The following is a 23,163-nucleotide window of genomic DNA, read 5'->3' as shown; positions in this document are numbered from 1 at the left end:
AACCCACACCGTTCACCTGAAGACGAACACCCACCCCAGCCTCGCCGGAGGCGTCATCTGCCTCCGGAACTCCACCGACACCGCCGACACCACCCGCCCATACCCGGGCGAATACTTCGACGGCACGAGCGAGGTCTCCAACCCCCGCCCCAGCAGCACCCAACCCACGGGCGCCTCCGCCGGTCCAATCTCGACAGCCCGCGCTTCAAAGGACCCAGGTCCTTCTTGCACGCGCTGGGCCCGCGCCAGCACCGCCGCGTCGGGCTCGCACCACCGCGCCTGCCCATCGGGCAGATGCAAACGTCCCACCACCTCATGACGGCCCGTACCGACGAGCCGGTCTTCCACGGCCAGCGCGCGCACGTGCCGGTCCAGGAAGAAAGTCCTCTCAATGCCTACCGGCGACGCCAGGTGCCGGTAGCCGTCGTGTCGCACCACCAGCCGGTCGTGCCGCGCGCCGGGCTGGAAGGCCAGGACGCGAGCCCTGGCATCCTCCGGCAGCGCGAACAGTCGCGCCGGATCCAATGGGGCCTGCTCCGCCCCATCCACCTGGAGCGTGTTGTGCGCCGCGGTGCTCCGCATCGCATTGCGCAGCACCGGATCCCGCGTGTACGAACCGGTTCCCGGGTCGACGATGACGGGGCGGCCATGAACATGAAGCTCGAAGGAGAGTTTGTCGTTGTGACTGTGTCCCCCGACACCCCGTTGCCCTTGCTTACCGGCCGACACAGTGAGCACGACTCCCGGGCCGCGCAAGGTGTGAAATCCACCTTCCGGAAAGCTCACCGAAACAGCCTCCGGCGCCACGGACAGCGCAGCGAAACGCTCCAGGCCCGCGGTGCCCAACAGCCACGCCGCCTCGTCCGGAAACATACCGTCACGGAGGCCCGAATCGTTGAAGAGCGCCGCGCCCAGCCCGGACAGATAGCCCTGCTCGCGATCATCCCGGTCCTGGAAGGGAAACACGCGGCCTGAATCATTGTCGCCCATCTGCGGCGCCAATCCCTCTTCGGAGGACCAGGCGCGGGATGCGACATACATCAATCGCAGACGCGACTCGTACGCGGGCCCCAGGGACACGCCCGCGCCCCGCGCGATGACCCAGGCCAGCGTGAACAGCTCCACCGACAGGCGGTGGTAGGGAATGGAGCCCTCGAAGGAAGTGCCTTCCGGATGCACCTGCGCATCCATCTGCGTGCGCAGCCCGTTGGCGGCGAGCGCCACCTGCCTGGGCGCGCCCGGCAGCTCCGGGAAGAGCAGGCCCACCACGGCCAGCCCCACGTAATTGGAGACGAGGTGGTTGTTGGGCACCGCGCCGTGGTCCTCCAGGTGGGCCTCCACCCACGCGGAGTGCTCGGTGAGCGCGCCCAGCACGGGCACCAGGAACTCCGGACGGCGCACTTCCGGCGCGTCCGCGAACATCACCAGCGCCTGCGCGAGGTTGGCCGCGCGCAGGGCGATCTCCATGGGGCACGTCCAGTGGACGCCCATGCCCACGGGGTTCGCCTGGAGGAAGTCCAGCGTCTGCGCGACGAACGCCGTCGCCAGCCGCGAGCGTCCCACCGGCGAGTTCGTCACCCAGGCGCCCTGCGCCAGCGCCACCAGGCTGTCCAGCCGGCCCATCACCCACGGGTACTTCGGATCCATGCCCTTCACGAGCAGCCGCAGGCTCTCCACGGGCTCGACGGGGTAACGCTTGCCACTGAGCGGATCCAACGACCAGTCCACCGGACGGCCCTCGCCGAAGGACACCGGCGTGCCAAAGACATTCCACGCCTGGGCGAGCGCCTGCGCCGCGCGGGCCTGCGTGCGCTGCTTCGCGCCCGGAAGCTTCTCGATGGCGGCGCGAACGGACGCGCGCTGGGACACCTCGCACCAGGTCCGCGAGGAGCGGTGGTCGAGCGCCAGCGACACCAGTTCTCCGGCCGACGTGGCACCGAAGGACTCCAGGAGCTGGGCCTCGTCGACCTGCTCACGGCGGCGGTAGAGGGCCTGCCGCGCGACACCCTGGACACGGCGGACCGCGCTCTTCGCCAGTGCTCCTGGCGCCATCCGAGCGATCGCCGCGTAGTACTCGAGAGTTCCCATCCGCCCCTTCCCGAACCGCTTGACGAGGAGGAGCGATAGCAAGTGCTCGGCCAAAACCTTTTCCCAGCGAAAGCAAGGGTTTGGCCAGGGTGTCCTGCCCCCGCGACGGTAAAAATGTCCACCCGCCGCCGATCACGGTGGGTAAAGAATTCCTGATCGCCGGTGAAGGATTTGCCCAGCGCGGGAGCCGTTGCGCCTCCACCGGGGCATGCCCATTCCTTGGCACGTGCGGGCTGGGGCTTGGATGGGGCGGCGCATCGAGGACGACCTCGATGCCAGGGTGGAAACGACGCTGACGGCGGTGGCCGAGCAGGCGCTGCGCGAAGGAACGCGCGCGGGCCTGGAGGCTCTGCTGAAGGCGACATTGCGGCTGACCGGTGCGACCGGCGCGGCCCTCTATGAAGGACGTGCGTGCGTGATGAAGGTGGGGCGAGTGCCCGCCCATCGCGACGGAAACACCGACAAGGCAGCGCGAAGCCCCGTCCTCCAGGTCTGGCCGGCGCCGCTGACGACATCGCAGCGGCACGTGGTGGCGCGCTTCGGTGCGTTCGCCCCTGCCCTGCTGAAGGCGCATGCGCGGGAAGCGGCGCAGGGCGAGCGGCAGTCGCGGCTCCTGGAAGCGAAGCTGCGCCTGGAGCGCACCGTGCTGGCGCTGGAGAAGCGTCGCTCGCGCGCGGCCCATGACCTGCGCACGCCCCTGATGGTCATCCGAGGCTACGTGGACATGATGCTCAAGGGCGCCGCGGGCCCGCTCAACGCGCAGATGCAGCGCTACCTGGAGCGGCTCGCGAAGTCGGGCACGGACCAGAAGGAGCTCATCGACCGGCGCCTGTCGCCCCTGGCCCCGGGCCTGGACGACCTGCGCCCCGTGCTGGAGCGCGCCTTCGCGCCCACGCCCGGACGCCGCCGGGGAGCGCCCACGCTGACGCTGCCCGAAGCCTCGGCCGTGGCCGTGCGAGGCACCCGCGCGGACTGGGAGCTGCTCGCCCGCACGGTGGCGAGGAGCACCGCGAACGCGGTGGCCGTGGATGTCCACCTGGGCCCGTCCCTGGACGCCACGCAGTGGCTGCTGCGCGTCCAGGCCTGCCCTGGCGCCGCCCTGCCCCCGCGCACCGAGGCCGTGCTCCGGCACCTGGCGGGGCGTCTGGGGGGCACGCTGGCCATCCACCGGGAGCCCCGGCTCGAAATCACCCTGCTCTGTCCAAGGGATGACGCCTTCGCGGTGCCGGCCCACCGCTAAACGGGCGGGATTGCGGGAAACGTCAGGGATTCGCGCGAAAGGTAGGCGCAGGTCGCAACTCGCCTACCTGTGCTTGCGATAAAAGGGAAAGCTGTTTTCCTTCCTACCCTCGAAGGTCGACCCCCCATGAAGCTCTCCCGGAACTCGAGCGTCCGCTCCACGAAGTCCGACTCGGCGCTGTCGTCCCCTCCGCGTCGCAGCAATTCGGTGGATTCGAAGCCGAAGACGAACACGCCGACGTCGTCTACCCCGACGCGGCCCACCCGTTCGAACTCGACGCCCGCGCCCACGCGGCCGCAGCCCACGGACGTGACGGGCAGCCCGTCGCGCACCCGTCCGCGCAACCCGGACGGCGCCGCGAAGGTGAACGGCCCGGACGCGGCCTCGGCGAAGAAGCCCACGACCAACACTGAAATCCGCAACTGGTACAACCAGAAGGTCGCCAGCATCCCGGAGACGGACGCGAAGCTGAAGGCTCAGGGCGCGTCCCTGGAAGAGCGCGCGAAGGCGGCGGTGAACACCCGCCACGAGGCCCGCCTGGAAGCGCGCAGCTTCATGAGCAACCCGCTCGAAGTCATGATGCTGAAGGCGCGCGACTTCTTCACGTACGGCCGGCTGGACGGTCCCTCGTTCGACCAGCTGGTCAAGGGTGCCAAGGCGAAGGGGTTGACTGGGGACGCCGTCTACCAGAGCCTTGTCGACAGCTCGAAGCGCACCAACCAGACCGTGAACAACCACTTCGCCAATCAGCAGGCCAAGCTATGAACGCTGAGCAACTCCTGAATCAGAAGCTGGAATGGGTGAAGACGACGGACGTGCTGCACCCGCTGCGCACCAAGGCGGACGGGCAGGAGCTGCGCATCCGCATCGGCGACTTCCCCGAGGAGTCCATGTACACGCTGCTCGTCGGAGAGCAGGAGGTCGCGCAGTTCGACGACTGGCCCAAGGCGTGGAGCCGTCCGAAGAAGTGACGTGTCTTCCCCGGGCCTTCCCTGACGGAAGGTCCCGGGCCGCACCCGACGCCCTGTCCCGACGCTCGCGCGGGGACGGGGCGTTGTCGTTCCATCCGCCCGCCGCGCGTCAGCCCGACGACGGCAGCAACTGCCGCACGAGTTCCAGGAGCTTGCCGCGCTCCACCTCGCGCTTGACGAGGTAGCCGTCCGCGCCGGCCTCCAGGCCCTCCATCCGGTCCTCCTGGCTGTCCAGCGACGTCACCAGGATGATGGGCGTGCGGCGGAACATGGGGTGCCTCTTCATCCGCCGCGCCAGCCCCACGCCATCCAGCCGGGGCATCTGCCAGTCGCTGACGACGAGCTGGCAGTGGACGCGGTCCAGCACGGACCACGCCTCCTCGCCATCCGCCGCCGTCACCACCGGGTAGCCGGCGATCTCCAGCAGCGACTTCATCGCGAAGCGCGTCGTGAGCGAGTCGTCGCACACCAGGATGCGCGGCATCTTCGTCTCGCCCACCGGCGAGCGCATCTCCGGCTTCGCCGCGCGCAAGAGCTCCAGCGCGTTGAGCACCGGCACCACGCGGCCGTCATCCAGCACCGCCGCGCCCGCCAGATGCGGGACGCCCTGCAGGTGCTTGCCCAGCGCACGGACGACCAGCTCCTGCTGCCCCACCACCTCGTCGATGGCGTACAGCACGCGCTCCTCGCCCAGCGCCAGCAGCACCGCCGTCTGCCGCCGTCCGGACTCCAGCGCGAGCTCCAGGCGCGGCAGCCCGATGGCCTCCGACAGCGTCAGGAACGTGAGCTGTTCGCCATCCAGCCGCGCCACCACGCGCCCCGCCACCGTGCCGATGTCGTCCTTGTCCAGCCGCAGCACCCGCTTCACGGTGTCGGAGGGAATGGCGGTGATGGTGTTGCCGGTGCGCACCAGCAGGCCCAGCGCCGCGGCCAGCGTGAGCGGCAGGTCCACGATGAAGCGCGTGCCCTTGCCCGGCGTGTACTCCACGTCCGCGGAGCCCTGCAGCCGCTGCGCGGTGGCCAGCACCACGTCCAGGCCCACGCCACGGCCCGACGTGGAAGTCACTTCCTCCCGCGTGGAGAAGCCCGGCTGGAAGATGAGCCGCGCGGCCTGCGGGTCCGTCAGCTTGTCCGCCGCGTCCTGGGTCATCAGGCCCCGGCGCACCGCCGTCGCGCGCACGCGCACCGGATCCAGGCCCGCGCCGTCGTCCTCGACGATGACGCCGATGCGCGTGCCTCGCGCCTCCACGCGCACCGTCAGCCGGCCGGAATCCGGCTTGCCCGCCGCGCGCCGCCCCTCCGGCATCTCCAGCCCGTGGTCGATGGCGTTGCGCACCAGGTGCACGAGCGGATCCTTCAGCGCGTCCACGATGCGCCGGTCCAGGCGTACGTCGGTGCCGCCCAGCTCCAGCACCACTTCCTTGCCCAGCCGCGACGCCGTCTCCCGCACGGTGCGCCGCAGCGGCTCCAGCACCTGCGAGGCCGGCACCATGCGCAGGTCTCGCAGGTCGTCGCGCACCACCTGCGCCACCAGCGCGTGCTGCTCGCCGTCGCGGTGCGCCTCCTTCGCCTGCTCCAAGAGCCGCTTCTGCATGGTGCGCATCAGGCTCACGCCCGCGCGCAACTGCTCCAGCGCGGTGCCACCCCCCGACAGGGCGAGCTGCGACGCGGAGCGCTCCAGGTGCAGCAGCACCTCATGCGCCTGATCCGTCAGCGCGCGGAAGCTCTCCGTGCGCCGGCCCGCCTGCGCCCGTCCCGCGACCAGGTGCTCCACCTGGAGCGCCAGCGAGTCCAGCGTCTTCACCGACACGCGCACCGCGCGGTCCACCGCTCCGGCCCGGCCTTCGGCCGCCGTCGTCGCGCGGGCCGCGGGCTTCGCCACCACCGGCGTCGGGGCCACGGGCGCGGGCGTGGACGTCAGGGACTCGGAGGAGTCCTCCGACATGCCCAGCATCGCGCGCAGGTCCACCAGCGCGCCCGCGACCTCCGCGGCCGCCTGACCCGCCGCGTCCCCGCCCTCCTCCATGCGCGTGAAGCCCAGCGCCGCGGCCTCCGCCAGCGCGGCCACCTGCTCCGCCTGCGCGGCCTCCGCGCTCTGGCGCAGGGCATGCGCCCGCTCCACCGCCGCGCGCACCGCGCCCGCCCGGTCCTCCACCTTGGGGGACACCAGCCGGCCCAGCGCGGCCTCCAGCGCCGAAAGGATCTTCAAGCCCTCCCCGCCCAGCGCGCCGGAGTCGGTGGCGTCATCCGACGAGGACGACACCTCCCCGCCATGGCCCAGCGCCGTGAGCAGCGCGGAGACGCCGTCCACCACGGGCGCCTCTCCCGCGTCGCCGCGGTTGAGGGCGTTCTCGATGCCGGACAGCCCCCGCAGCATCGCCTCCACCGCGGTGCGGGAGATGGGCTCCTCCATGTTGACGTGCGACAGCCCGTCCTCGATGGCGTGGACGAGGCGTTCGATGTCGTCCAGCCCCAGGCTCGCCGCGGAGCCCTTGAGGCTGTGCACCACGCGCTTGAGCGACGGAAGCAGGTCCGGATCGCGCGAGGCGGCCGGCTGCTCCAGTCCCAGCACCTTCGACCCGATGGCTTGAATCTGCTCGCGCGTCTCCGCGGCGAACACCGGCCAGATGCTGCGCAACAACTGCGGATCCATGAAACCCCAGTCCCCTCTAGCCGCGCCGGGCGGCCGCCGGGTTGCCCAGCTGTGTCAGGTCCAGCACCGTGAGCCGGTCCGGCGTCAGGAACAGGAAGGGGCCCGCCGGCGGCTGGGACAGCTCCGCGCGAAGCAGCTCCTTGCGTCCATCCACCACTTCCGCCGCCAGTCCGAACGCCTCGTCCTCCAGCTCCACCACCACCACCTTGCCGAGGTCGGACATGCCGCCGCCCTCCAGCCCCAGCAACTGCCGCAGGTCCAGCACCGGCACGATGCGCGAGCGGCTCAGCAGCGCGCCCAGCACGTGTCGGGGCGCGCCGGGCAGCGCGCACATGCCGCGCGCCTCCAGCACGTGGTCCACCAGCTCGATGCGCACCGCGTAGCGCTCGCCACCCACCTGGAAGGCGAGCACCGTGACGACTTCCTGGCGCTCCTCGTGACGCGAGCTGGCCAGCGCCACCGCGCGCTGATGGAGCACCTCGCGCCGCCGGTGGGCGCTCACCACCTGGCCGCCCTCGAGCAGCATCTGCGCCGCGTCGAGCGAAGCCTTCAGCTCCTCGAAGTCGATGGGCTGGAACTTGGTGTCGTCGGCTGGCATCGCTTTAGTACTTGGTGGCCGGCAGCTTGAGGAAGTCCCGCACCTTCGAGCGCAGGTCATCCACCGAAACCGGCTTGTTGAGGAACGCGCTCGCGCCCACGAGCTTGCCCTTCTGCCGGCTCGCGTCGTCCTTCAGGGACGTGAGCAGCAGGAAGGGCGTCTCGCTCAGCTTCGGGTCGCTGCGGATGGCCGCGCACAGCGCGAAGCCGTCCATCTCCGGCATCTGCACGTCGGAGATGATGAGGTCCGGTTTCTGCTCGCGCGCCCGCTTGAGCCCCACCGCGCCGTTGGGCGCGTCCACGAAGTCCAACCCCCACCCCATCAGGTACACCTGGAGGAGGTTGGTGATGGTCTTCGTGTCCTCCACGATGAGCACCTTCGCCGCCTTCTTGGCCCCGCCCGTCACGTTGCTGTTCATAGCTGGTACCTGCCCACTAGATCCGAGAAGCGCTTCGACAAGGTGGAGAGGTTGCCGGCCACCTGCTCGATGCGCCGGGTGCCCTCCACCGAATCACTCATGGCGGACGTCAGTTCGCCCATCGCGGTGGCGATCTGTTCCACCCCGATGGTCTGCTGCCGCGTGTTGCCGGCGATCTGCCGCGCGGCCCCTGAAGACTCCCGGATGACCTCCGAAAGTCCCAGGATGGTGTTGCCCGCGCTGCGCGCCAGCTCCATGGCCGCCTGCGCCCGCCTGCTGCCTTCGTCCGTCGTTGTCACCGCCAGACGGGTGCCCTTCTGCACCTCGCCCAGCAGCACGCGCACCTGCTCCGCCGCCATGCGGGACTGCTCCGCCAGCGTGCGCATCTCCGTGGCCACCACCGCGAAGCCGCGGCCGTGTTCCCCGGCCTTCGCCGCCTCGATGGAGGCGTTGAGGGCCAGCAGGTTGGACTGCTCCGCCACGTCCTTCACCTGACCGATGATGTCGCTGATCTGCAGCGTGCGCTCGTTCAGGTCGGTGATGGCCAGCGCGATGGCCTTCACCTGCTCTCCCAGCTTCTCCATGCCCGTCACGCTCTCCGTGACGACCTTCTGGCCCTCCGCGCTGAGCGTCTCCGACTTCTGCGTCTGCGCGATGACCGCGTCCGCGTAGGACGTGGCCTGCTTGGACGTCTGGGCGATCTCCGCCACGGTGGTGCTGGTCTCGCTGATGGCGGAGGCCTGCTGGTGCGCCATCGCGGACTGCTGCGTGGACGTGGCCAGCACGTTCGCCGCCTCGTACTCCAGATCCGTCGCCGCGCCCCGCAGGTCGTGCAGCAGGTGCGCCAGCGCGTCCGCCATGGTGGCGAAGCTGCGCGCCAGTTCGCCAATCTCGTCCGTCCCGGCGGTGTCGATCTGCTGGCGCAGGTCCCCCGCCGCGATGCCCACCGCCGCGCGGGCCAGCCGCTCCAGCGGCACGATGAACAGGCCCGCCATGCCGGCCACGGCCAGCAGGCCCACCACCAGCACCAGCAGGCCGATGCCCGCCGTGCGCCAGGTGCTCGCGGCCAGCGACTCCACCAGCGCTTCGCGGTCCAGCGCCAGTTGCACGGTGCCCACGCGCACGCCCGTGGCACCCGCCCTGTTCGCCAGGATGGGGGCCGTCGTCTCCACCACGGGCAGCTTGCCCACGGTCAGGAGGCGGTCCACCACCGCGTCGCCGTCCGCCGCATCCACCGCCGTGGCGCTCGCGAAGCTTTCGCCCGACGAGCGCGCCAGCACCTTGCCGGAGGCGTCGCGCACCACGATGTACGCGATGTCCGGCATGTTCTTGAGCGCCAGGTCGGTGCCCTGTTGCAGCGCCGCCGCGTCCTGGCCAGCGACGGACGCGGACACGTTGGCGGCCATGCCGATGCCTACCGCGCGCGCGCGCCGGGTGAGCTCGTCCAGCAGGCCGTCACTCATCTGCATCCAGAACGCGAAGGTCAGGATGCCGACCAGCACGATGCCGAACAAGCCCGTGCCGATGATGAGCTTCGTCCGCAGGCTGAGCCGCGCCGATTCCAACCCTTCGGGCAGCGCCACCTTCATCCCTTGCACTTCCACGTTGTCTCCACCTCACGTCGGGACGGACGCCGTCAGCGCGCGCCCTGCCAACCCACCTGCGAAGGCCTTGGGGCAAGCGCCTGTCGGAGCCCCCCCGCGGTCATCGTCGTCTCCACCCCTCGCAGCGGGTGCTCGTCATCCAATCCATCCAGCGCGCGCAGCGCGTTCTGCCGCGCGCGCTCCGCGTCCTCGCGCTGATCCAGGCGGCTGTAAAGCGACACCAGCGTGGCATGGCCCAGCGCCAGTTGCGGCTCCAGATACAGCGCCTTGCGCACCGCCTCCACCGCCGCGAGCAGGTCGCCCCGCGCCTCGGCCACCATCGCCAGCAGCAGGTACGCCTCCGGCGACATCGTCCGCGCGGCCTCGCGCGCCAGGGCTTCGGCTTCCTCGTAGTTGCCCGCCTGCGCCGCCGCCAGCGCCCGCGTCAGCAGGCCGTTCTGCGCTCCCGCGCGCGCGGGCGTCGCCGGAGCGGGCGCCAGGGGCAGCGGGGTCTGCCTGGCGACGGGCTCCGGGGTCGGGGCCGGTCGCGACACGAACGCGGACACGGGCGGCGGGGAGACGCGGCGGGATTCCATCCGCAGCACGTTGGCCGGCGGCGGCGTGTCCCGGCGCGCCGAGACGGCGGCGAAGGACGTCGGCGTGTCCCGGCGCGTGTGCGCGGTCGCGGCCTCCAGCGCGGGCCACGACTCCAGGGGCACGCGCAGGACGGGGGTGCCGTCCGCGTCCAGCGTCTCCAGCCCCAGGCCGTTGGTCAGCGGCACTTCCGCGGGCGACACGAAGAGCAGCCCGCCCGGCGCGAGCGCGGACACCAGCCGCGCCAGCACCACCTGCACCATCTCCGGCGTGAAGTAGATGAGGACGTTGCGGCAGAAGATGGCCTGGAAGCCCATGGACGGCACCGCGTCCGTGGCCAGGTTGTGGCGGCGGAAGTCCACCGCGCGGATCACCTCCGGCACGACCCCGTGCTGCGGGTCCTGACCCGGCAATCCGGGATGCGAGGTGAGGAAGCGCCGCTCCAGCTCCGGCTCGAGGCGGCGCAGCGACCACGGGCTGTACACGGCGGCCTTCGCGCGCAGCAGCGCCCGGCCGGACACGTCCGTCGCCAGCACGCGGAAGCGCCCGCCCTCCCCCAGCCCCGCGGCCATCAACGCCATGGCGATGCTGTAGGGCTCCTCGCCGCTCGCGCAGCCCGCGCTCCACACACTGAAGGTGCCCGGATGCAGGCGGGCCCGCGCCGCCAGCGCCCGCAGGTGCTCGGGGTGGCGGAAGAAGTACGTCTCGCCGATGACGGCGTGCTCGATGAACGCCTCCACCGCCAGCGGCTCGCGCAGGAGCAGCTGGCGCAGGAAGGCCGCTTCCGAAAAACCGCGCGCCAGGGCCGCACGCGCCAGCGCGGGCTCCAACGAACGACGCAGGCTGCTCGCGAGCGTCAGGCCGCAGGCGCCCTGGAGCACCTCCTCGACCTTCGCGAGCGTTGCGTCGTCGAGGAGCCCTTCGCTCACAGCGCCTCCATCCCGGCCAGCACGGCGCTCGTGCGCAAGAGCGGCCGCAGCCCCTCGGGCGTCCGGCACAGCCCCGCCATCAGCCCGGTGCCGTCCCACGGCAGGGCCTCCTCGCCACCCGGCGTGCCGTCCAGCAGCACCGGCGTCTCCACCAGGTCGCGCACGCGGTCCACCAGCAGCGCCACCGTGCGGCCCGCCTCCACCACCACCAGATGCGAATCCAGATCCGGCGTGCGCTTCACGCCCAGCATGCGCGCCAGGTCCACCACCACCGCCGGACTGCCGCGGTACACGAACGTCCCCGCGATGTGCGCGGGCGCGCCGGGGAGCGGATCCAGAGCCACCAGACGAACCACCTCGCGCACCTGCCGGGCGGGCACGAGCGCGGACGTGTTGGCTGCCTCCACGGTCAGGTACAGACCGGGCAGGCGCAGCTCGCCCTGCAGGGAGGCAAGCTCCTGCCGCAGCTGCACCTGCTCCGCTTCCAACGCCGTCAGCCGCTGCTGCACGGAGACGCGGCGGCCCTGGGGTGGGACTGAAGTTTTGGGGGTTTCGGCCATCAGGGAACTCCGCCCACCACGAGGAGGGCAGGAAGAAAAACCGTAATCCGGGAAGCCCGTCCAACGCAATGCGGGCAAACCAGAAGTTGACCCATGCCGGCATACCCCGAAGCGCCGGGTCTGGCTTGCCCCGACGTGGTGGATTCTGGACCCCCTTGGGGTGCGCCCGACCGGAGAACTGTGCTTGGATGAGGACCTGTCGTGATTGACGGAGAAACCATGCTGCAAGCATCCAGGGGACACGAATGATCAAGAGCGATTCCCCGAGCCCAGAAGCCCCGGGAACGGATCCGCTCATCGGCCGGACGTTGAACGGCCGCTTCAGCATTCTGGAGTCCCTGGGCGTGGGCGGCATGGGCAAGGTGTACCGCGCCCTGCAGGCCCCCCTGGAGCGCATGGTCGCGCTCAAGGTACTCAACCCCAACTTTCCCAGCAGTCGCGACCCCGGATTCCAGAAGCGCTTCCTGCGGGAAGCGTCGCTGACGTCCAAGCTGCGGCACCCGAACACCGTCACCGTCATCGATTACGGGCAGACGGACGACGGCATCTACTACATCGCGATGGAGTACCTGGAGGGTCGCACGCTCGCACAGGTGCTCGGGCAGGTGGGCCCGCTGCCGTGGATGCGCGCGGTGTCCGTCGCGCAGCAGGTGTGCCGCTCTCTGCGCGAGGCGCACAGCCTGGGCATCATCCACCGCGACCTGAAGCCCGCGAACATCATGATCCTCAGCGAGTCGGATCAGGAGCTCGTGAAGGTCCTGGACTTCGGGCTCGTGAAGTCGGTGGCGCCGCAGGAGGGGCCGGTCGGTCCGGAGATCACCCAGAACGGCACGTTCCTGGGCTCGCCGATGTACATGGCGCCCGAGCAGGCGCGCAACGTGGCGGACGCGCGCAGCGACGTGTACTCGCTGGGCATCATGCTGTTCCAGATGCTGATGGGCCGCCCGCCGTTCATCGCGCGCGACCACATCGAGCTCATCTTCGCCCACTACAAGGAGCCGCCTCCCACGTTCCAGGCTGTACGCCCGGACCTCGCGGTGCCGCCCGAAATCGAGATGGTGGTTCGCCGCTGTCTGGAAAAGGAACCCTCCCGGCGCTTCCAGACGATGGACGAGCTGCTGGAGGGCCTGCGCGAAGCGCACATGTCCGCGGGCGGCAACAGCGGCGTGTTCCGCCGGATGGGCGGCGCGAGCACCACGGGCCCCTACCCCTCTCCGCCGACGACGGGCCCCTACGCGTCCCCCATCTTCGCCAACGTGGGCAACCACGACGGCAACGACGGGCTCGCGGTGGACATCAGCGTGGAGGTGCCGCGTGACGTGCAGCGCGCCCGCCAGCGCACGCTCCTGATGGGCGGCCTCGTCGGTGGCGTGGTGGTGGCGGGCCTCGTCGGCGCGACCCTGTTCTTCCTGCGCGGTGGAGAGAAGGACGCGCCCGCGCAGCCGGTGACGCAGGTGACCACGCCCACGCAGCCGGCGCCGGTGCCGGAGACCCTGGTGGCCCCCGGGACGGGCAAGGTGCGCTTCAAGCTGATGAGCCAGCCGTCCGGCGCGCGCGTCTACTACCGGGGCAAGGAGCAGGGCACGACGCCCCTCAACCTGGAGCTGCCGCTGGGCGCCGAGGGCAGCATCACCGCGGAGCTGACGTTCGCGCTGGAGGGCTACCAGACGGAGACGGTCATCACCGGCGGCTCTGGTGAGGTCGTGCTGTCGCAGAAGATGACGAAGCGCCGGGGCGGCTCCGAACGCCCCAGCCGCGTGGACCTGGCCAACGCCTCCACCCCCGAGGACTTCGAGAACGTGGCGCCGGTGACGCCGGGTGGACTGGCCGCTCCGGTGATGATGCAGGCGAATCCCGCCGTCGGCGGCGCCGTGCCCGCCACGGTGAGCGACAAGTCCGCGGGCGCGCTCGGCGCGTCGGCCGCGACGGTGCAGGTGAGCGCGGCGGGCAGCCTCGCGGTGCCCTCGCTGACGACCGGAGCGCTGGCGCCCGTCCGGGCCGACGCCGTCGTCCCCTTCAACGACTCCATGGAGCGTCCGGTGATGCTGGAGGAGGGCCGCTCCCTGGCCTACTCGCGCGAAGCCCTCGCCACCAAGTCGGAGGGGCTCGTGGCGGTGCGCTGCACCATCACCACCAAGGGCCGCGTGGAGAACTGCCGCGTCTTCAAGATGGTGGAGCACATGGAGCGCGCGGTGCTCGATTCGCTCGTGTCGCGCACCTACAAGCCCATCCAGTACCAGGGCCGTCCGGTGAACGTGGACTACACGTTCACCATGCGCCTCGTCGCCCCGAAGCGCTGAAGCCGCGGCCGGCCTCCCGCCGCGTCCCTGGCCTCAGGGACCGGTGGAGGGCAGCAGCGGCGGTGAGGGTGGGACGGACGGGGCGGCGCCTCCAGGAGGCACGCCCCAATCCACCACCGGCCAGCCCCGCCGCCGGGCCTCGCGTCGCAGGCGATGGTCGGGGTTCACCACCACCGGACGCCCCACCACCTCCAGCACCGGCAGGTCCGTGTACGAGTCCGTGTAGAAGGAGCACGCGGACAGCGGCACGCCCGCCTCCTTCGCGGTGGCCTCCGCGTAGTAGCGCTTGCCCTCGCCGTAGCAGATGGGACCCAGCGGGCGCCCGGTGTGGCGCCCCGCCCCGTCCACCTCGAAGCGGTTGCACAGCACGCCGTCCAGTCGCAGCTCGCGCCCCACCAGGTCGGACAGGTAGCTGGAGGAGGCCGTCAGGAGCACCAACTGGTCGCCCGCCTGCCGGTGGGCCTCCAGCGCGAGCAGACCGCCCGGCCGGTACCGGCCCCGCACCAGCTCTCCGTAGAAGTCCCCGGAGCGCAGCTCCAGTTCGCGCGCATCCGAACCGGTGAGCAGGGAGGTGGCGCGCAGGAGCACATCCTCCATGGCCACGAAGCCCAGGTGGTAGCGCGCGAGCAGCACGCTGGCGCGAAAGGCCTGCCACCGGGAGATGTGGCCCAGCGCCAGCTCGCGACGCACCCACAGCGACGCGGAGTTGGCGGCGAGCAGGGTGCGATCCAGGTCGAAGAAGGCGACGGCCACCCCCACAGTCTAACCGCGCCGCCGTTGCGGCACAGCCTCGAGCGAGCCGGAAGCCAGGCCCCCAGCCCGCCCGCTCCCGCGTCGCCGCAGGAGCCCCGCGCTCCAGAGCAGCAAGGCGACCACGGCCGGCCCTGCGGTCGTAGCGCCGCAGCCGGAGCCCTTCCCCTCCGCCACCAGCTTGAGGCCCGGATCCTCCGGGGTGCGGCACTGGGTGGGGGGCAGGCCGCGCGGATAGGTTGAACAGAAGCCGGCGGCGGAGCCCGCGTCGATGACGCGCTTGGACGTCTCGCCCTTCGAGGCTGTGGCCTCCATGGTGGAGCCCACGGAGAAGACGTGGTCCAGGCCGACGACGTGGCCAATCTCGTGCGTCATCGTGTTCTGCACGTCCGTGGCGACGCAGGTGGTGGCGGGCTCGCCCCCGCCACACGGCGGACCGTTGACGGTGGTGAAGAGGAAGGCCGGCCCCCCCCATTCCAACTCCGCCGCGTTGAGCTCGATGTCCGAGTCCACCACGCGCCCGTCCTTGAAGCTGAACGACGACGTGGTGAGCCCGATGGTGGCGCCCCCGTGCGACCAGCACTGGTACACGTTGCCGCACGTCTCTTCCTGCCAGCACACGTCGTCCGCGGGGGCGACGTCCTGGCAGTTGCGCTCGCGGAAGGTGATGACGTTGTAGTTGTCGAAGGGGTGTTCCTGGTCGTAGCCGACGTCCACCTCCTGCCGCCAGTCCTCGCCCCGGATGAAGCGGAAGTCGCTGCACGTCGAGGACAGCGCCCGCCACGCGTCGAACGCGGCCTCGATGGCGGTGAACTCCGTGGCGTCGGGCGTGCGCGTGCTGCCTTTCACATCCAGGTGGTAGACGTAGTCACGCCCCGGCCACACGAGGCACAGCGGCCGGCCCGGCACGAGCGTGCGCTTGTAGTCCTGCTGCGCTTCGGCCGCCCCCGCGCCCAGCAGCCCCACCAGGAGCAGGAGGCGGCGACTCACCGAGCACCCCGGCGGCGGCGGCGCGCGAGCAGCGAAGCGGCGGCCAGCAGCGGCAGCGCCGCCAGGCCTCCCGATGCCGCGGAGCAACCATCGTCGTCGTCACCGTCACCGTTGGAGCCCGGCGGCAACGGGATGCAGGGCTGGCTCGCGCTGCCCTTGGGGTACGCGGCGCACACGAAGGAGCGTGAACCGCTGTCGATGTTGCGCTTGGACACCTCACCCGGCGGAGCGCTCGGGTTCATCGTGGAGCCCGTCGCCAGCGTGTGGTCCAGCCCCACGAAGTGGCCCACCTCGTGCGTGGCCGTGTTCTGCACGTCCGTGTCCACGCAGTTCGGGGTGGCCACGATGCCGCACGGCCCGCCATTGCCGGTGGTGAAGTTGAAGGTCGCGGCGTTGAAGGAGATGTCGGAGTCGTACACGATGCCGGTGCGCTCATCGTAGGTCGTGAGCGTGATGGCGATGGTGCCGGCGCTGTCGTCCCAGCAGTCGTACGTGTTCGCGCAGGTGTCCGCCGCGAAGCACGCATCGCTGGAGTCCACGACCTCCCGACAGCTCCGGGTGCGGAAGAGGATGAGGTTGATGTTGTCGCCGGTGCGCGCGTAGCCCACGGTCCGGCTGTCCACGCGCGGCCCCTCCGCCAGCGTCAGGTTGCCGCAGTTGGCGAAGATGTCCTGCCAGCTCTGGAACGAGTCGCTGATGGCCTGGAACTCCGTGTGGTCCGTCACCTTCTGGTTGCCCACGGTGCTCTGCTGCCAGACGACGCGCGCCTGCGTCCAGTACAGGCACTGCGTGGCGTCATCCCCGGGGGACACCCGGCTGCGCACGTACGGCGCGGAGCTCTGTCCCAGCGCCACCGCCAACACTACCCACGACGCGAGCGCGCCCATCACTTCGTTCCCTTCTTCGCGGGCGCGACCTGCTGCGCCTGGAGCGCCGCGCGAATGGTCGACTTGAGCTGCGCGAGCGTCACCGGCTTCGCGTTCGACTCGGTCTCCTGGCGCGTCTGGGGATCGATGAGCACCGCGTCCCCGGTGGGCGCCGGCACCGCCATCGCGCCCGTCTTGGAATCCGAGCGCTGCACCTGGTACTTGCCCTGCGCCATGCCCGCCAGTTGGAACGCGGATGCGCCCTTCTTCTCCAAGAAGACGACGACCTCCTCCCCTTCGGAGAACGTCGCCAGGCCGCTCACCACCTGTCCGATGTCGCCCACCCGGCCTCCCGGCTGGGTGACGAGCACCGTGCCGCCGGACGTGCCCTTGAGCGACTCGGTGACTTCAATCTCCACGTCGGTGACGATGCGCCGGTTGTCGCCGCTCCAGCGGCTCTGCACGCGCCGGACAACCCCCTGCACCACCGCGTCGGACGCCTGCGCCATCTGGGGAAGGTCCGCGCGCAGCATCGTCGTGGCCCCCGCCGGAAGCCCCCCGAGCAGGGCGGCCAGCACCAGCGTGCGAACTGCGTGTCGAATCGACATGTGAAGTCTCCTTGGCTTCGAAGCCTAACTCCAAGAGGGCGGCTTGCGTTGACCCTCATGCATCCCTCCTGCTATCGCGCGCCTGTCCTATGGCCCCGTCCAAACCCCGCGTCCGCTTCGCTCCGTCTCCTACTGGATACCTCCACATCGGCGGTGCCCGCACCGCGCTCTTCAACTACCTCTACGCGCGGCGTTACGGCGGCACCTTCATCCTGCGCATGGAGGACACGGACCAGGAGCGCTCCACCCCGGAGTCCGTGAAGGCCATCCTGGATGGACTGAACTGGCTGGGCCTGGACTGGGATGAAGGCCCTGGCAAGGAAGGTGCCTGTGGCCCCTACTTCCAGACCCAGCGGCTGGACACCTACCGCGCCCACGCCGACCAGCTCCTCTCCGAGGGCAAGGCTTTTCGCTGCTACTGCACCCGCGAGGAGCTCACCGCGCGCCGCGAGCTGGCGGCGAAGGAGAAGCGCGACTACCGCTACGAGGGCACCTGCCACGACCTGAAGGGGCCCCCGGCCGGCAAGAAGCAGGAGGACGCGGTCATCCGCTTCCGCATGCCGTCGGGTGAGGGCGAGGTGTCGTTCGACGACAAGGTGCTGGGCGTCATCACCAAGAAGTACTCGGACCTGGATGACTGGGTCATGGTGCGCGCGGACGGCATCCCGCTCTACAACTACGGCTGCGTCATCGACGACCACCTGATGGACATCACCCTGGTGTCGCGCGGCCAGGAGCACGTCAACTCCACCTTCCCCCAGTTGATGCTCTACAAGGCGCTGGGCTGGACACCGCCGGACTTCGCGCACCTGCCGCTCATCCTGGGGCCGGACCGCGAGAAGCTCTCCAAGCGCAAGCACCCGGAAGCGGACGTGATGCTCCACGCGCGCACCGGCATCCTGCCGGAGGCCCTGCTCAACTTCGTCATCCGCCTGGGCTGGAGCCACGGCGACGACGAGGTGATGACCCGCGAGCAGATGGTGGAGTGGTTCGACTTCGACGGCGTGGGCCGCACCTCCGGCGTCTGGGATCCAGTCAAGCTCAAGTGGTTCAACCAGCAGTGGTTCAAGCTGCTGCCTCCCGCGCTCGTCGCGGAGCGGCTGATCCCCTTCCTGGAGGCCCGCGGCATCCAGGCCCGGGGCGATGCGCGCCTGGAGCCGCTGGTGGTCGCGCTGCGCGAGCGCACGCAGACGCTGGACGAGATGGCGAACACCGCGTCCATCTACTTCCGCACCGGCGTCACGCTGGATGAGAAGGCCGCGGCCAAGCACCTGAGCGGCGACTCGCTGGGCCTCCTGCGCCAGGCCCGGGAGAAGCTGGAGGCCTTGCCCGCCTGGACAGTGGAGCCGCTGGACGGCGTGGTGAAGACGGTGAGCGAGGCGGCCAGCGTGGGCATGGGCAAGGTGGCCCAGCCCCTGCGCGTCGCCATCACCGGCAACACCACGAGCCCCGGCATCGGCGAGACGCTGCTGCTCGTGGGCCGCGAGGAAGCCCTGCGGCGCATCGACGCGGCGCTCGCGCGCGGCGGGTGAGATTGACGGTGGACGCGGGCGTCGCCGGGCCCTATCTTGGCCGGCGATGACGCGACCGCTTGACAGCCTGCGACCCCATTTCTATAAGGCGCGCCCGCTCGGGGCGGTGCTGCTGGCCCTCTGGGCGGCGGCGTCGGGCGCCGAAGTCGTGAACGGCGCCCAACTCCCGGATGGTGCCCAGAAGGTGGGCGAGAACCGGTACCGGGCATCGCGCGATTTCGAGGCGACGCTCGACTACTACAAGACCGTCTATCCGTCCTCGAGCTACCCGAGGCGATCGATCGTCAACCAGCCGGGCGTGAAGGCCGTGCACATCACCAACCCGTCGGGGAAGAACTTCGAAGGGTTGAACATCTACGAGGCGAACGAAGAGGTTCGCATCTACGTCGTCCCGCTGCAGGGGGCGGCGAAGCCGGCGAAGAAAGATGCGAAGCCGGTCAGGAAAACGAAGTAGTTGAAGTCGAGCAGAGAGTTGGGTAGTAGAAGCGCCCGCAGCAGCAGGTCCCGCAGGTCTTTGGGGAATCGTCTAACGGTAGGACAGCAGACTCTGACTCTGCTTATCTAGGTTCGAATCCTAGTTCCCCAGCTGAAGTTCCTGGTTGACGTCAGCAACCAGAAAACGTAGGAAGCGTCGGCATCAAAGGCGCGGTTGTAGGAAAGCCGGCCCTGTCGTCTAGCGGTTAGGACGGAGCCCTCTCACGGCTCAAACTCGGGTTCGAATCCCGGCAGGGTCACACAGAGACGCCCACCTTCTGAAAAGAAGGTGGGCGTTTCGCTTTGCGGGCCATGCTCCGAGGACAGGCCCGGGCCCTGGGCGGAAGCGGGTTCGAGTCCCAGCCGGGTCCCTGCTGGCGCCCCCTCTTCCGGAAGGATGGAGGGGGGCGCCGCGCCGGCTTCAGGACGTGACGGCGATGCTCTGGCGGAAGGCGTCCAGCGCCGCGGTGAGCCGCTCCTGGGCGCGCTGGATTCCCCGGCGCATCAGCAACATGCGCACCTTCTCCGGAAGGACGCGGGTGGCGTTGGCCTGTCCGTAGCCCACCAGGTCCATGCGCAGGGTGATGGCCTCCAGGAGGTCGCTCAGGTCGGCGTCCGCGCCGGCCAGGAGCACCACGTCGGAGGCGCCTCCCTGGAGGCGTTCCGCCAGCGTGCGCCACTGCGGATCCCCGGTCTCCACCACCACGACGTCCGCGGCCTCCAGTTGGGGCGAATACGGCGGCAGCTCCACCACCTCGAAGCGCGCCTCCTGCAGCACCCTCACGGCCTCGCTGCTGCCCACCACCGCGACGCTGCCTTGCTGGACCAGGCGCACCGTCTCCTCGTAGTTGCGCAGCTCCGTCTCCAGCGCCACATGCGCGGGCTCCGGCGCGTCGCGGCCCGCGTCGAGCAGCACCGCGGCCTGCCGGGCGACCTCCCGCGCGCCGTTGCGCGTGCGCACGCGTTCGGTGCGGCGCTCCAGCGCGGCGCGCACCTTGGCGCGCAGCACGCGCAGGTCGTCGAAGGGCTTGAGGATGTAGTCGCTGGCCCCGGCGGCGAACGCGGCGATGACGGACTCGGAGCTGGCGTAGGCGGTGATCATCACCGCCTCCAGCGCGGGCTGCATCCGGCGAGCCTCCGAGATGAGCTCCACCCCGCCCATGCCGGGCAGGTTCTTGTCCGTCACCAGCACGTCGATGCGCTGGTCCCTCAGCAAGGTGAGCGCCTCTTCCGCACTGCCTACCGGGAACACGACGAGGTCCGCCTCGCGCCCCAGAAGGCGCACGCAGATGTCGAGCACCACCGGCTCGTCATCCACCAGCAGCACCTTCGAGGCGAGCGTCCCCCGCCCTTCCCCTTCACCTTCACCGGTCTCGAACGGGAGATCCATGAATTGGGAGGATCGCACAGCTCACGTCCAACTTCGAGGGTGGGAAGAGGCCGGTGTGTCTATGCTCGCGGAGTGAGCTTCGAAGACGCGCTCCGGGAGAACCGGGTGCCGCCACTGCTGGGCGACGTGCGGCTGTTCTACGACGGGGGTCGACTGGTGGGAGAGTCCCTGCCACCACCCTGGACGCTGCGGGTCCTGCCCTCGGTGTGCCTGGGGCTGGCCGGGGTGAGCACCGTCGTGGGTACGGGGCTGCTCGTGCTGGACACGGCCCGCATTCCCGGCACCGCATCGCTGGCGCTGGCCCTCGCGGGGGCGCTGGTCCTCACGGCGCTCGTGCTGGAGGCGCGGCTCAAGCGCCGCCGCTTCGTGCTGCACTTCAAGACGGAGTCGCTGCGGCTGGAGACGCTCGCGTGGGCGCCCGGGGCCGCGAAGACGGAGACGCTGCCCTTCGACGAGGTGAGGGCGGTGCACATCGTCCAGCCTCCGGGCGGCCGCTATTCACTGGTGGTGGAGTACGGCCCCCTGGAAGCGCCACGACGCGCACTCTTGGTGCGGGACGTGCGACCCCAGGAAGGTGAAACCCTTCACCGGGTGTGGCGCCTCCTGCACAACGCCTTCGGGCTCAAGGGGGCGGGGCTCGCTGGAAGGTGAGCTCGATTTCAGTGCCCTCACCCGGCGTGGACGTCAGCCGGAGCTGACCTCCGAACTGCGTCACCAGCTCGCGGCAGATGGACAGGCCCAGGCCCGTGCCAATGCCCACCGGCTTGGTGGTGAAGAGCGGCTGGAACACGCGCTCCTGCAACGCGACGGGGATACCGCACCCGTTGTCCACCACCGACAGCACCACGTCGGAATCAGTCGCCGCCCACCGCACGTCGATGCGGCCCGTGCGGCCCGTGCCCTCCATGGCCTGCGCCGCGTTGACGATGAGGTTGAGCACCACCTGGCACAGCTTCACCGGCCCGAAGACGATGCGCACGGGGTCGCCGCTGCTCGTCAGCCGCGCCCTGTCCCGCACCTCCGCGCGCGCCAGCTTCACCGCGAAGGACACCACTTCGGCCACGTCCGCGGTGGTCTCCAGGTCCTCGCCGCGCGCCTGCGTCCGCAGGCCCAGCGCCACCTCGCGCAGGTGGCCCGCGCCATCGGACAGGTCCTTGATGAGCGACGGGAGGTCCTCGATGGTGGAGGACACCTCCTCGTCTGGATCCGTCGCCAGGTGGCGAGACACGTACTGCACCACCGGCTCCATGTCGCGCTGGAGCGAGGACACGTTCTGCGTGAGGTAGCCCACCGGGCCCATGAGCTCGTGCGCGATGCCCGCGGTCACCTGCCCCAGCGTGGCCAGACGCTCGGACTTCATCATCCGGCCTTCCACCTCGCGGATGCGCAGCTCCAGCCGGGCAATCTTGAGCGCGTCCTCCAGCGCCGCCAGCAGCTCCGCCCGGTCCCACGGCTTGACGAAGTAGCGCGTCACCTGACCGCGGTTCACCGCGTCGATGACGGCCTGCATGTCCGCGTACGCCGTGACGAGCATGCGCTTGGCGTCCGGCGCGATGGTGCGGGCGCGCTCCAGCAACTCCACGCCCGTCATCCCCGGCATGCGCTGGTCCGACAGCACCACGCCAATCTCCCCGCGCCGCTGCTCCAGCAGGGCCAGGGCCTCGTTGGGGGACGAGCACCGGAAGATGCGAAACTTCTGCCCGAAGTTGGCGTCGAACACCCTCAGGTTGAGGGCGTCGTCGTCCACGTACAGCACGGCGGGCAGGTCCGAGGCGTTCATGGAGCTCCTCCAGACCGTGGCTTCCTCATCCGGAAGGCAGGCTGGTCGCGCCGAAGATAACGCGCCCATCCGACCGCGCGCCTGTGGGTACCTTCTACCCAGGGCCGGAAACGGGCGTCGAGCGTCAATCCGGGGGACACCGCCCGACTCAGGCGGCGGTGTGCTCGAGGGCGTGGGCCACGGTCTCCACCGAGGGGAAACGTCCCCGAGGCAGCGACCCCAGCAGCGACACCACATGCGGCGGCGCATCGTTCTCGCGCGCCACCCACGTCAACTGTTCGGCAGTGAGCGGGAACACAGCGCCGTGAAGCGCCTGCTGCAGTGAATGCGCCAGGGACACCGTCGGAACCGATGGAACCGGCGAAGGCTCCACCTCCCGCAGTCCAAGCCCCAGGCGCTCGCGAGTCATGTCGTCGTTCATTGGATGAGAAGTTAAGCAGCGAACCGGCTCGGTTGCTGATCTTTTTTCGCCATCCGAAGGGAGTCAGGCGAGCGAGCCCTTTCCACCCACATGCCCCCGGGTAGCTCCTTCAGCGCGGGCATCCCACCGTACCGCCACGGCAGGCACCATTCACACCCCGGCTCCCGGGGGGAAGGAACGCACCATGGCGGACAAGAAGCATTCTGACGCGAAGCCCGTGAAGCACGTCCAGGCGACCCGGCCGGAGCCGTGGCCCGGCATCCAGGGCCGCTCCAAGAACCACGAAGAGGAGCTGGACACCGACACGAAGCGCGCGGAGCAGTCCAGCATCACCGACGAGCAGCGCAAGCTGGAAGACGACGCCGAATCGGACGCGAAGACGCGGGAGTAGCCAGCGCCCTCCCCCGCCCCCGTGCGT

The 23,163-nt window shown here is 70.2% G+C and carries 22 protein-coding genes and 2 tRNA genes; 10 read left to right on the top strand and 14 right to left on the bottom strand.

The window, feature by feature from the left end; all coding sequences use genetic code 11:
• Window positions 1-12: 12 nt before the first annotated feature.
• Window positions 13-2,088, bottom strand: a complete 2,076-nt coding sequence (locus OV208_RS29385; RefSeq protein ID WP_267577225.1) for an alginate lyase family protein — start codon at window positions 2,086-2,088, stop codon at window positions 13-15.
• Window positions 2,089-2,332: 244 nt separating this feature from the next.
• Here OV208_RS29385 and OV208_RS29380 point away from each other — a divergent pair, with 244 nt between their 5' ends.
• The 3 genes from OV208_RS29380 (at window position 2,333) to OV208_RS29370 (ending at window position 4,299) form a co-directional block, all read left to right on the top strand.
• Complete coding sequence (locus tag OV208_RS29380; RefSeq protein WP_267577224.1) at window positions 2,333-3,328, top strand: histidine kinase dimerization/phospho-acceptor domain-containing protein; 996 nt, start codon at window positions 2,333-2,335, stop codon at window positions 3,326-3,328.
• 126 nt (window positions 3,329-3,454) lie between these two features.
• Entirely contained in the window at window positions 3,455-4,093 is a 639-nt protein-coding gene (locus OV208_RS29375; RefSeq protein WP_267577223.1) for a hypothetical protein, read from the top strand.
• Complete coding sequence (locus OV208_RS29370; protein ID WP_199741768.1) at window positions 4,090-4,299, top strand: hypothetical protein; 210 nt, start codon at window positions 4,090-4,092, stop codon at window positions 4,297-4,299. The genes OV208_RS29375 and OV208_RS29370 overlap by 4 nt, the downstream gene beginning before the upstream one ends.
• A gap of 109 nt (window positions 4,300-4,408) precedes the next feature.
• On the opposite strand, the gene OV208_RS29365 is transcribed toward OV208_RS29370, so the two are convergent.
• Genes OV208_RS29365 through OV208_RS29340 form a run of 6 tightly spaced genes read right to left on the bottom strand, consistent with a single transcriptional unit; the run spans window position 4,409 to window position 11,634 of the window.
• Window positions 4,409-6,952 (bottom strand): hybrid sensor histidine kinase/response regulator, encoded by a 2,544-nt coding sequence (locus tag OV208_RS29365; protein WP_267577222.1) that lies wholly within the window; start codon window positions 6,950-6,952, stop codon window positions 4,409-4,411.
• A 16-nt stretch (window positions 6,953-6,968) separates the two neighbouring features.
• Entirely contained in the window at window positions 6,969-7,550 is a 582-nt protein-coding gene (locus OV208_RS29360) for a chemotaxis protein CheW (RefSeq protein ID WP_267577221.1), read from the bottom strand.
• 4 nt (window positions 7,551-7,554) lie between these two features.
• Window positions 7,555-7,968 (bottom strand): response regulator, encoded by a 414-nt coding sequence (locus OV208_RS29355; protein ID WP_120531825.1) that lies wholly within the window; start codon window positions 7,966-7,968, stop codon window positions 7,555-7,557.
• Window positions 7,965-9,572, bottom strand: a complete 1,608-nt coding sequence (locus tag OV208_RS29350) for a methyl-accepting chemotaxis protein (RefSeq protein WP_420715057.1) — start codon at window positions 9,570-9,572, stop codon at window positions 7,965-7,967. Before OV208_RS29350 ends, OV208_RS29355 begins: the two co-directional genes overlap by 4 nt.
• 32 nt (window positions 9,573-9,604) lie before the next feature.
• Complete coding sequence (locus OV208_RS29345) at window positions 9,605-11,074, bottom strand: CheR family methyltransferase (protein ID WP_267577220.1); 1,470 nt, start codon at window positions 11,072-11,074, stop codon at window positions 9,605-9,607.
• Complete coding sequence (locus OV208_RS29340) at window positions 11,071-11,634, bottom strand: chemotaxis protein CheW (RefSeq protein ID WP_267577219.1); 564 nt, start codon at window positions 11,632-11,634, stop codon at window positions 11,071-11,073. The genes OV208_RS29345 and OV208_RS29340 overlap by 4 nt, the downstream gene beginning before the upstream one ends.
• 245 nt (window positions 11,635-11,879) lie before the next feature.
• Here OV208_RS29340 and OV208_RS29335 point away from each other — a divergent pair, with 245 nt between their 5' ends.
• A complete protein-coding gene (locus tag OV208_RS29335) occupies window positions 11,880-13,934 on the top strand; it encodes a protein kinase domain-containing protein (protein WP_267577218.1) in 2,055 nt (684 codons plus the stop codon).
• A 33-nt stretch (window positions 13,935-13,967) separates the two neighbouring features.
• Here OV208_RS29335 and OV208_RS29330 read toward each other — a convergent pair whose 3' ends face one another.
• Genes OV208_RS29330 through OV208_RS29315 form a run of 4 tightly spaced genes read right to left on the bottom strand, consistent with a single transcriptional unit; the run spans window position 13,968 to window position 17,148 of the window.
• Window positions 13,968-14,687: an HAD family hydrolase gene (locus OV208_RS29330; protein WP_267577217.1), complete on the bottom strand. Its 720-nt coding sequence runs from the start codon at window positions 14,685-14,687 to the stop codon at window positions 13,968-13,970.
• Window positions 14,688-14,696: 9 nt separating this feature from the next.
• Window positions 14,697-15,674 (bottom strand): myxosortase-dependent metalloprotease, MXAN_2677/MXAN_2678 family, encoded by a 978-nt coding sequence (locus OV208_RS29325; protein WP_267577216.1) that lies wholly within the window; start codon window positions 15,672-15,674, stop codon window positions 14,697-14,699.
• A complete protein-coding gene (locus OV208_RS29320) occupies window positions 15,671-16,561 on the bottom strand; it encodes a myxosortase-dependent metalloprotease, MXAN_2677/MXAN_2678 family (protein ID WP_267577215.1) in 891 nt (296 codons plus the stop codon). The genes OV208_RS29325 and OV208_RS29320 overlap by 4 nt, the downstream gene beginning before the upstream one ends.
• Window positions 16,561-17,148 carry a hypothetical protein gene (locus OV208_RS29315; protein WP_120539007.1) on the bottom strand — a complete coding sequence of 196 codons (588 nt, stop codon included), beginning with the start codon at window positions 17,146-17,148 and terminating at the stop codon, window positions 16,561-16,563. Before OV208_RS29315 ends, OV208_RS29320 begins: the two co-directional genes overlap by 1 nt.
• A gap of 89 nt (window positions 17,149-17,237) precedes the next feature.
• Between OV208_RS29315 and gltX the strand changes: the two genes are divergently transcribed.
• The 4 genes from gltX (at window position 17,238) to OV208_RS29295 (ending at window position 19,414) form a co-directional block, all read left to right on the top strand.
• Window positions 17,238-18,680, top strand: coding sequence for a glutamate--tRNA ligase (gene gltX / locus OV208_RS29310; protein ID WP_267577214.1), 1,443 nt, complete (start codon window positions 17,238-17,240; stop codon window positions 18,678-18,680).
• Between the two features lie 46 nt (window positions 18,681-18,726).
• The gene (locus OV208_RS29305) at window positions 18,727-19,134 is read left to right on the top strand and encodes a hypothetical protein (protein ID WP_120531815.1); all 408 of its coding nucleotides are present in this window, start codon (window positions 18,727-18,729) and stop codon (window positions 19,132-19,134) included.
• 61 nt (window positions 19,135-19,195) lie between these two features.
• Window positions 19,196-19,266, top strand: a tRNA-Gln gene (locus tag OV208_RS29300).
• Between the two features lie 76 nt (window positions 19,267-19,342).
• A tRNA-Glu gene (locus OV208_RS29295) sits at window positions 19,343-19,414 on the top strand.
• 161 nt (window positions 19,415-19,575) lie between these two features.
• Here the strand turns inward: OV208_RS29295 and OV208_RS29290 are convergent.
• Window positions 19,576-20,544 (bottom strand): response regulator, encoded by a 969-nt coding sequence (locus OV208_RS29290; RefSeq protein WP_267577213.1) that lies wholly within the window; start codon window positions 20,542-20,544, stop codon window positions 19,576-19,578.
• A 72-nt stretch (window positions 20,545-20,616) separates the two neighbouring features.
• Between OV208_RS29290 and OV208_RS29285 the strand changes: the two genes are divergently transcribed.
• Window positions 20,617-21,195, top strand: coding sequence for a hypothetical protein (locus OV208_RS29285; RefSeq protein WP_267577212.1), 579 nt, complete (start codon window positions 20,617-20,619; stop codon window positions 21,193-21,195).
• Here the strand turns inward: OV208_RS29285 and OV208_RS29280 are convergent.
• Window positions 21,167-22,324 carry a sensor histidine kinase gene (locus tag OV208_RS29280; protein ID WP_267577211.1) on the bottom strand — a complete coding sequence of 386 codons (1,158 nt, stop codon included), beginning with the start codon at window positions 22,322-22,324 and terminating at the stop codon, window positions 21,167-21,169. The two genes, OV208_RS29285 and OV208_RS29280, sit on opposite strands and share 29 nt — an antisense overlap.
• A 148-nt stretch (window positions 22,325-22,472) precedes the next feature.
• The gene (locus tag OV208_RS29275) at window positions 22,473-22,733 is read right to left on the bottom strand and encodes a DUF2795 domain-containing protein (RefSeq protein ID WP_267577210.1); all 261 of its coding nucleotides are present in this window, start codon (window positions 22,731-22,733) and stop codon (window positions 22,473-22,475) included.
• A 196-nt stretch (window positions 22,734-22,929) separates the two neighbouring features.
• On the opposite strand from OV208_RS29275, the gene OV208_RS29270 reads away from it, so the two are divergent.
• Window positions 22,930-23,136 (top strand): hypothetical protein, encoded by a 207-nt coding sequence (locus tag OV208_RS29270; protein ID WP_267577209.1) that lies wholly within the window; start codon window positions 22,930-22,932, stop codon window positions 23,134-23,136.
• Window positions 23,137-23,163: the final 27 nt, after the last annotated feature.

Origin of the sequence: Corallococcus sp. bb12-1 (assembly GCF_026626765.1) — a bacterium.
GTDB lineage: Bacteria > Myxococcota > Myxococcia > Myxococcales > Myxococcaceae > Corallococcus > Corallococcus terminator.
Note: the sequence above shows the minus strand (reverse complement) of the source record. Positions and strands in the feature narration are given on the sequence as shown.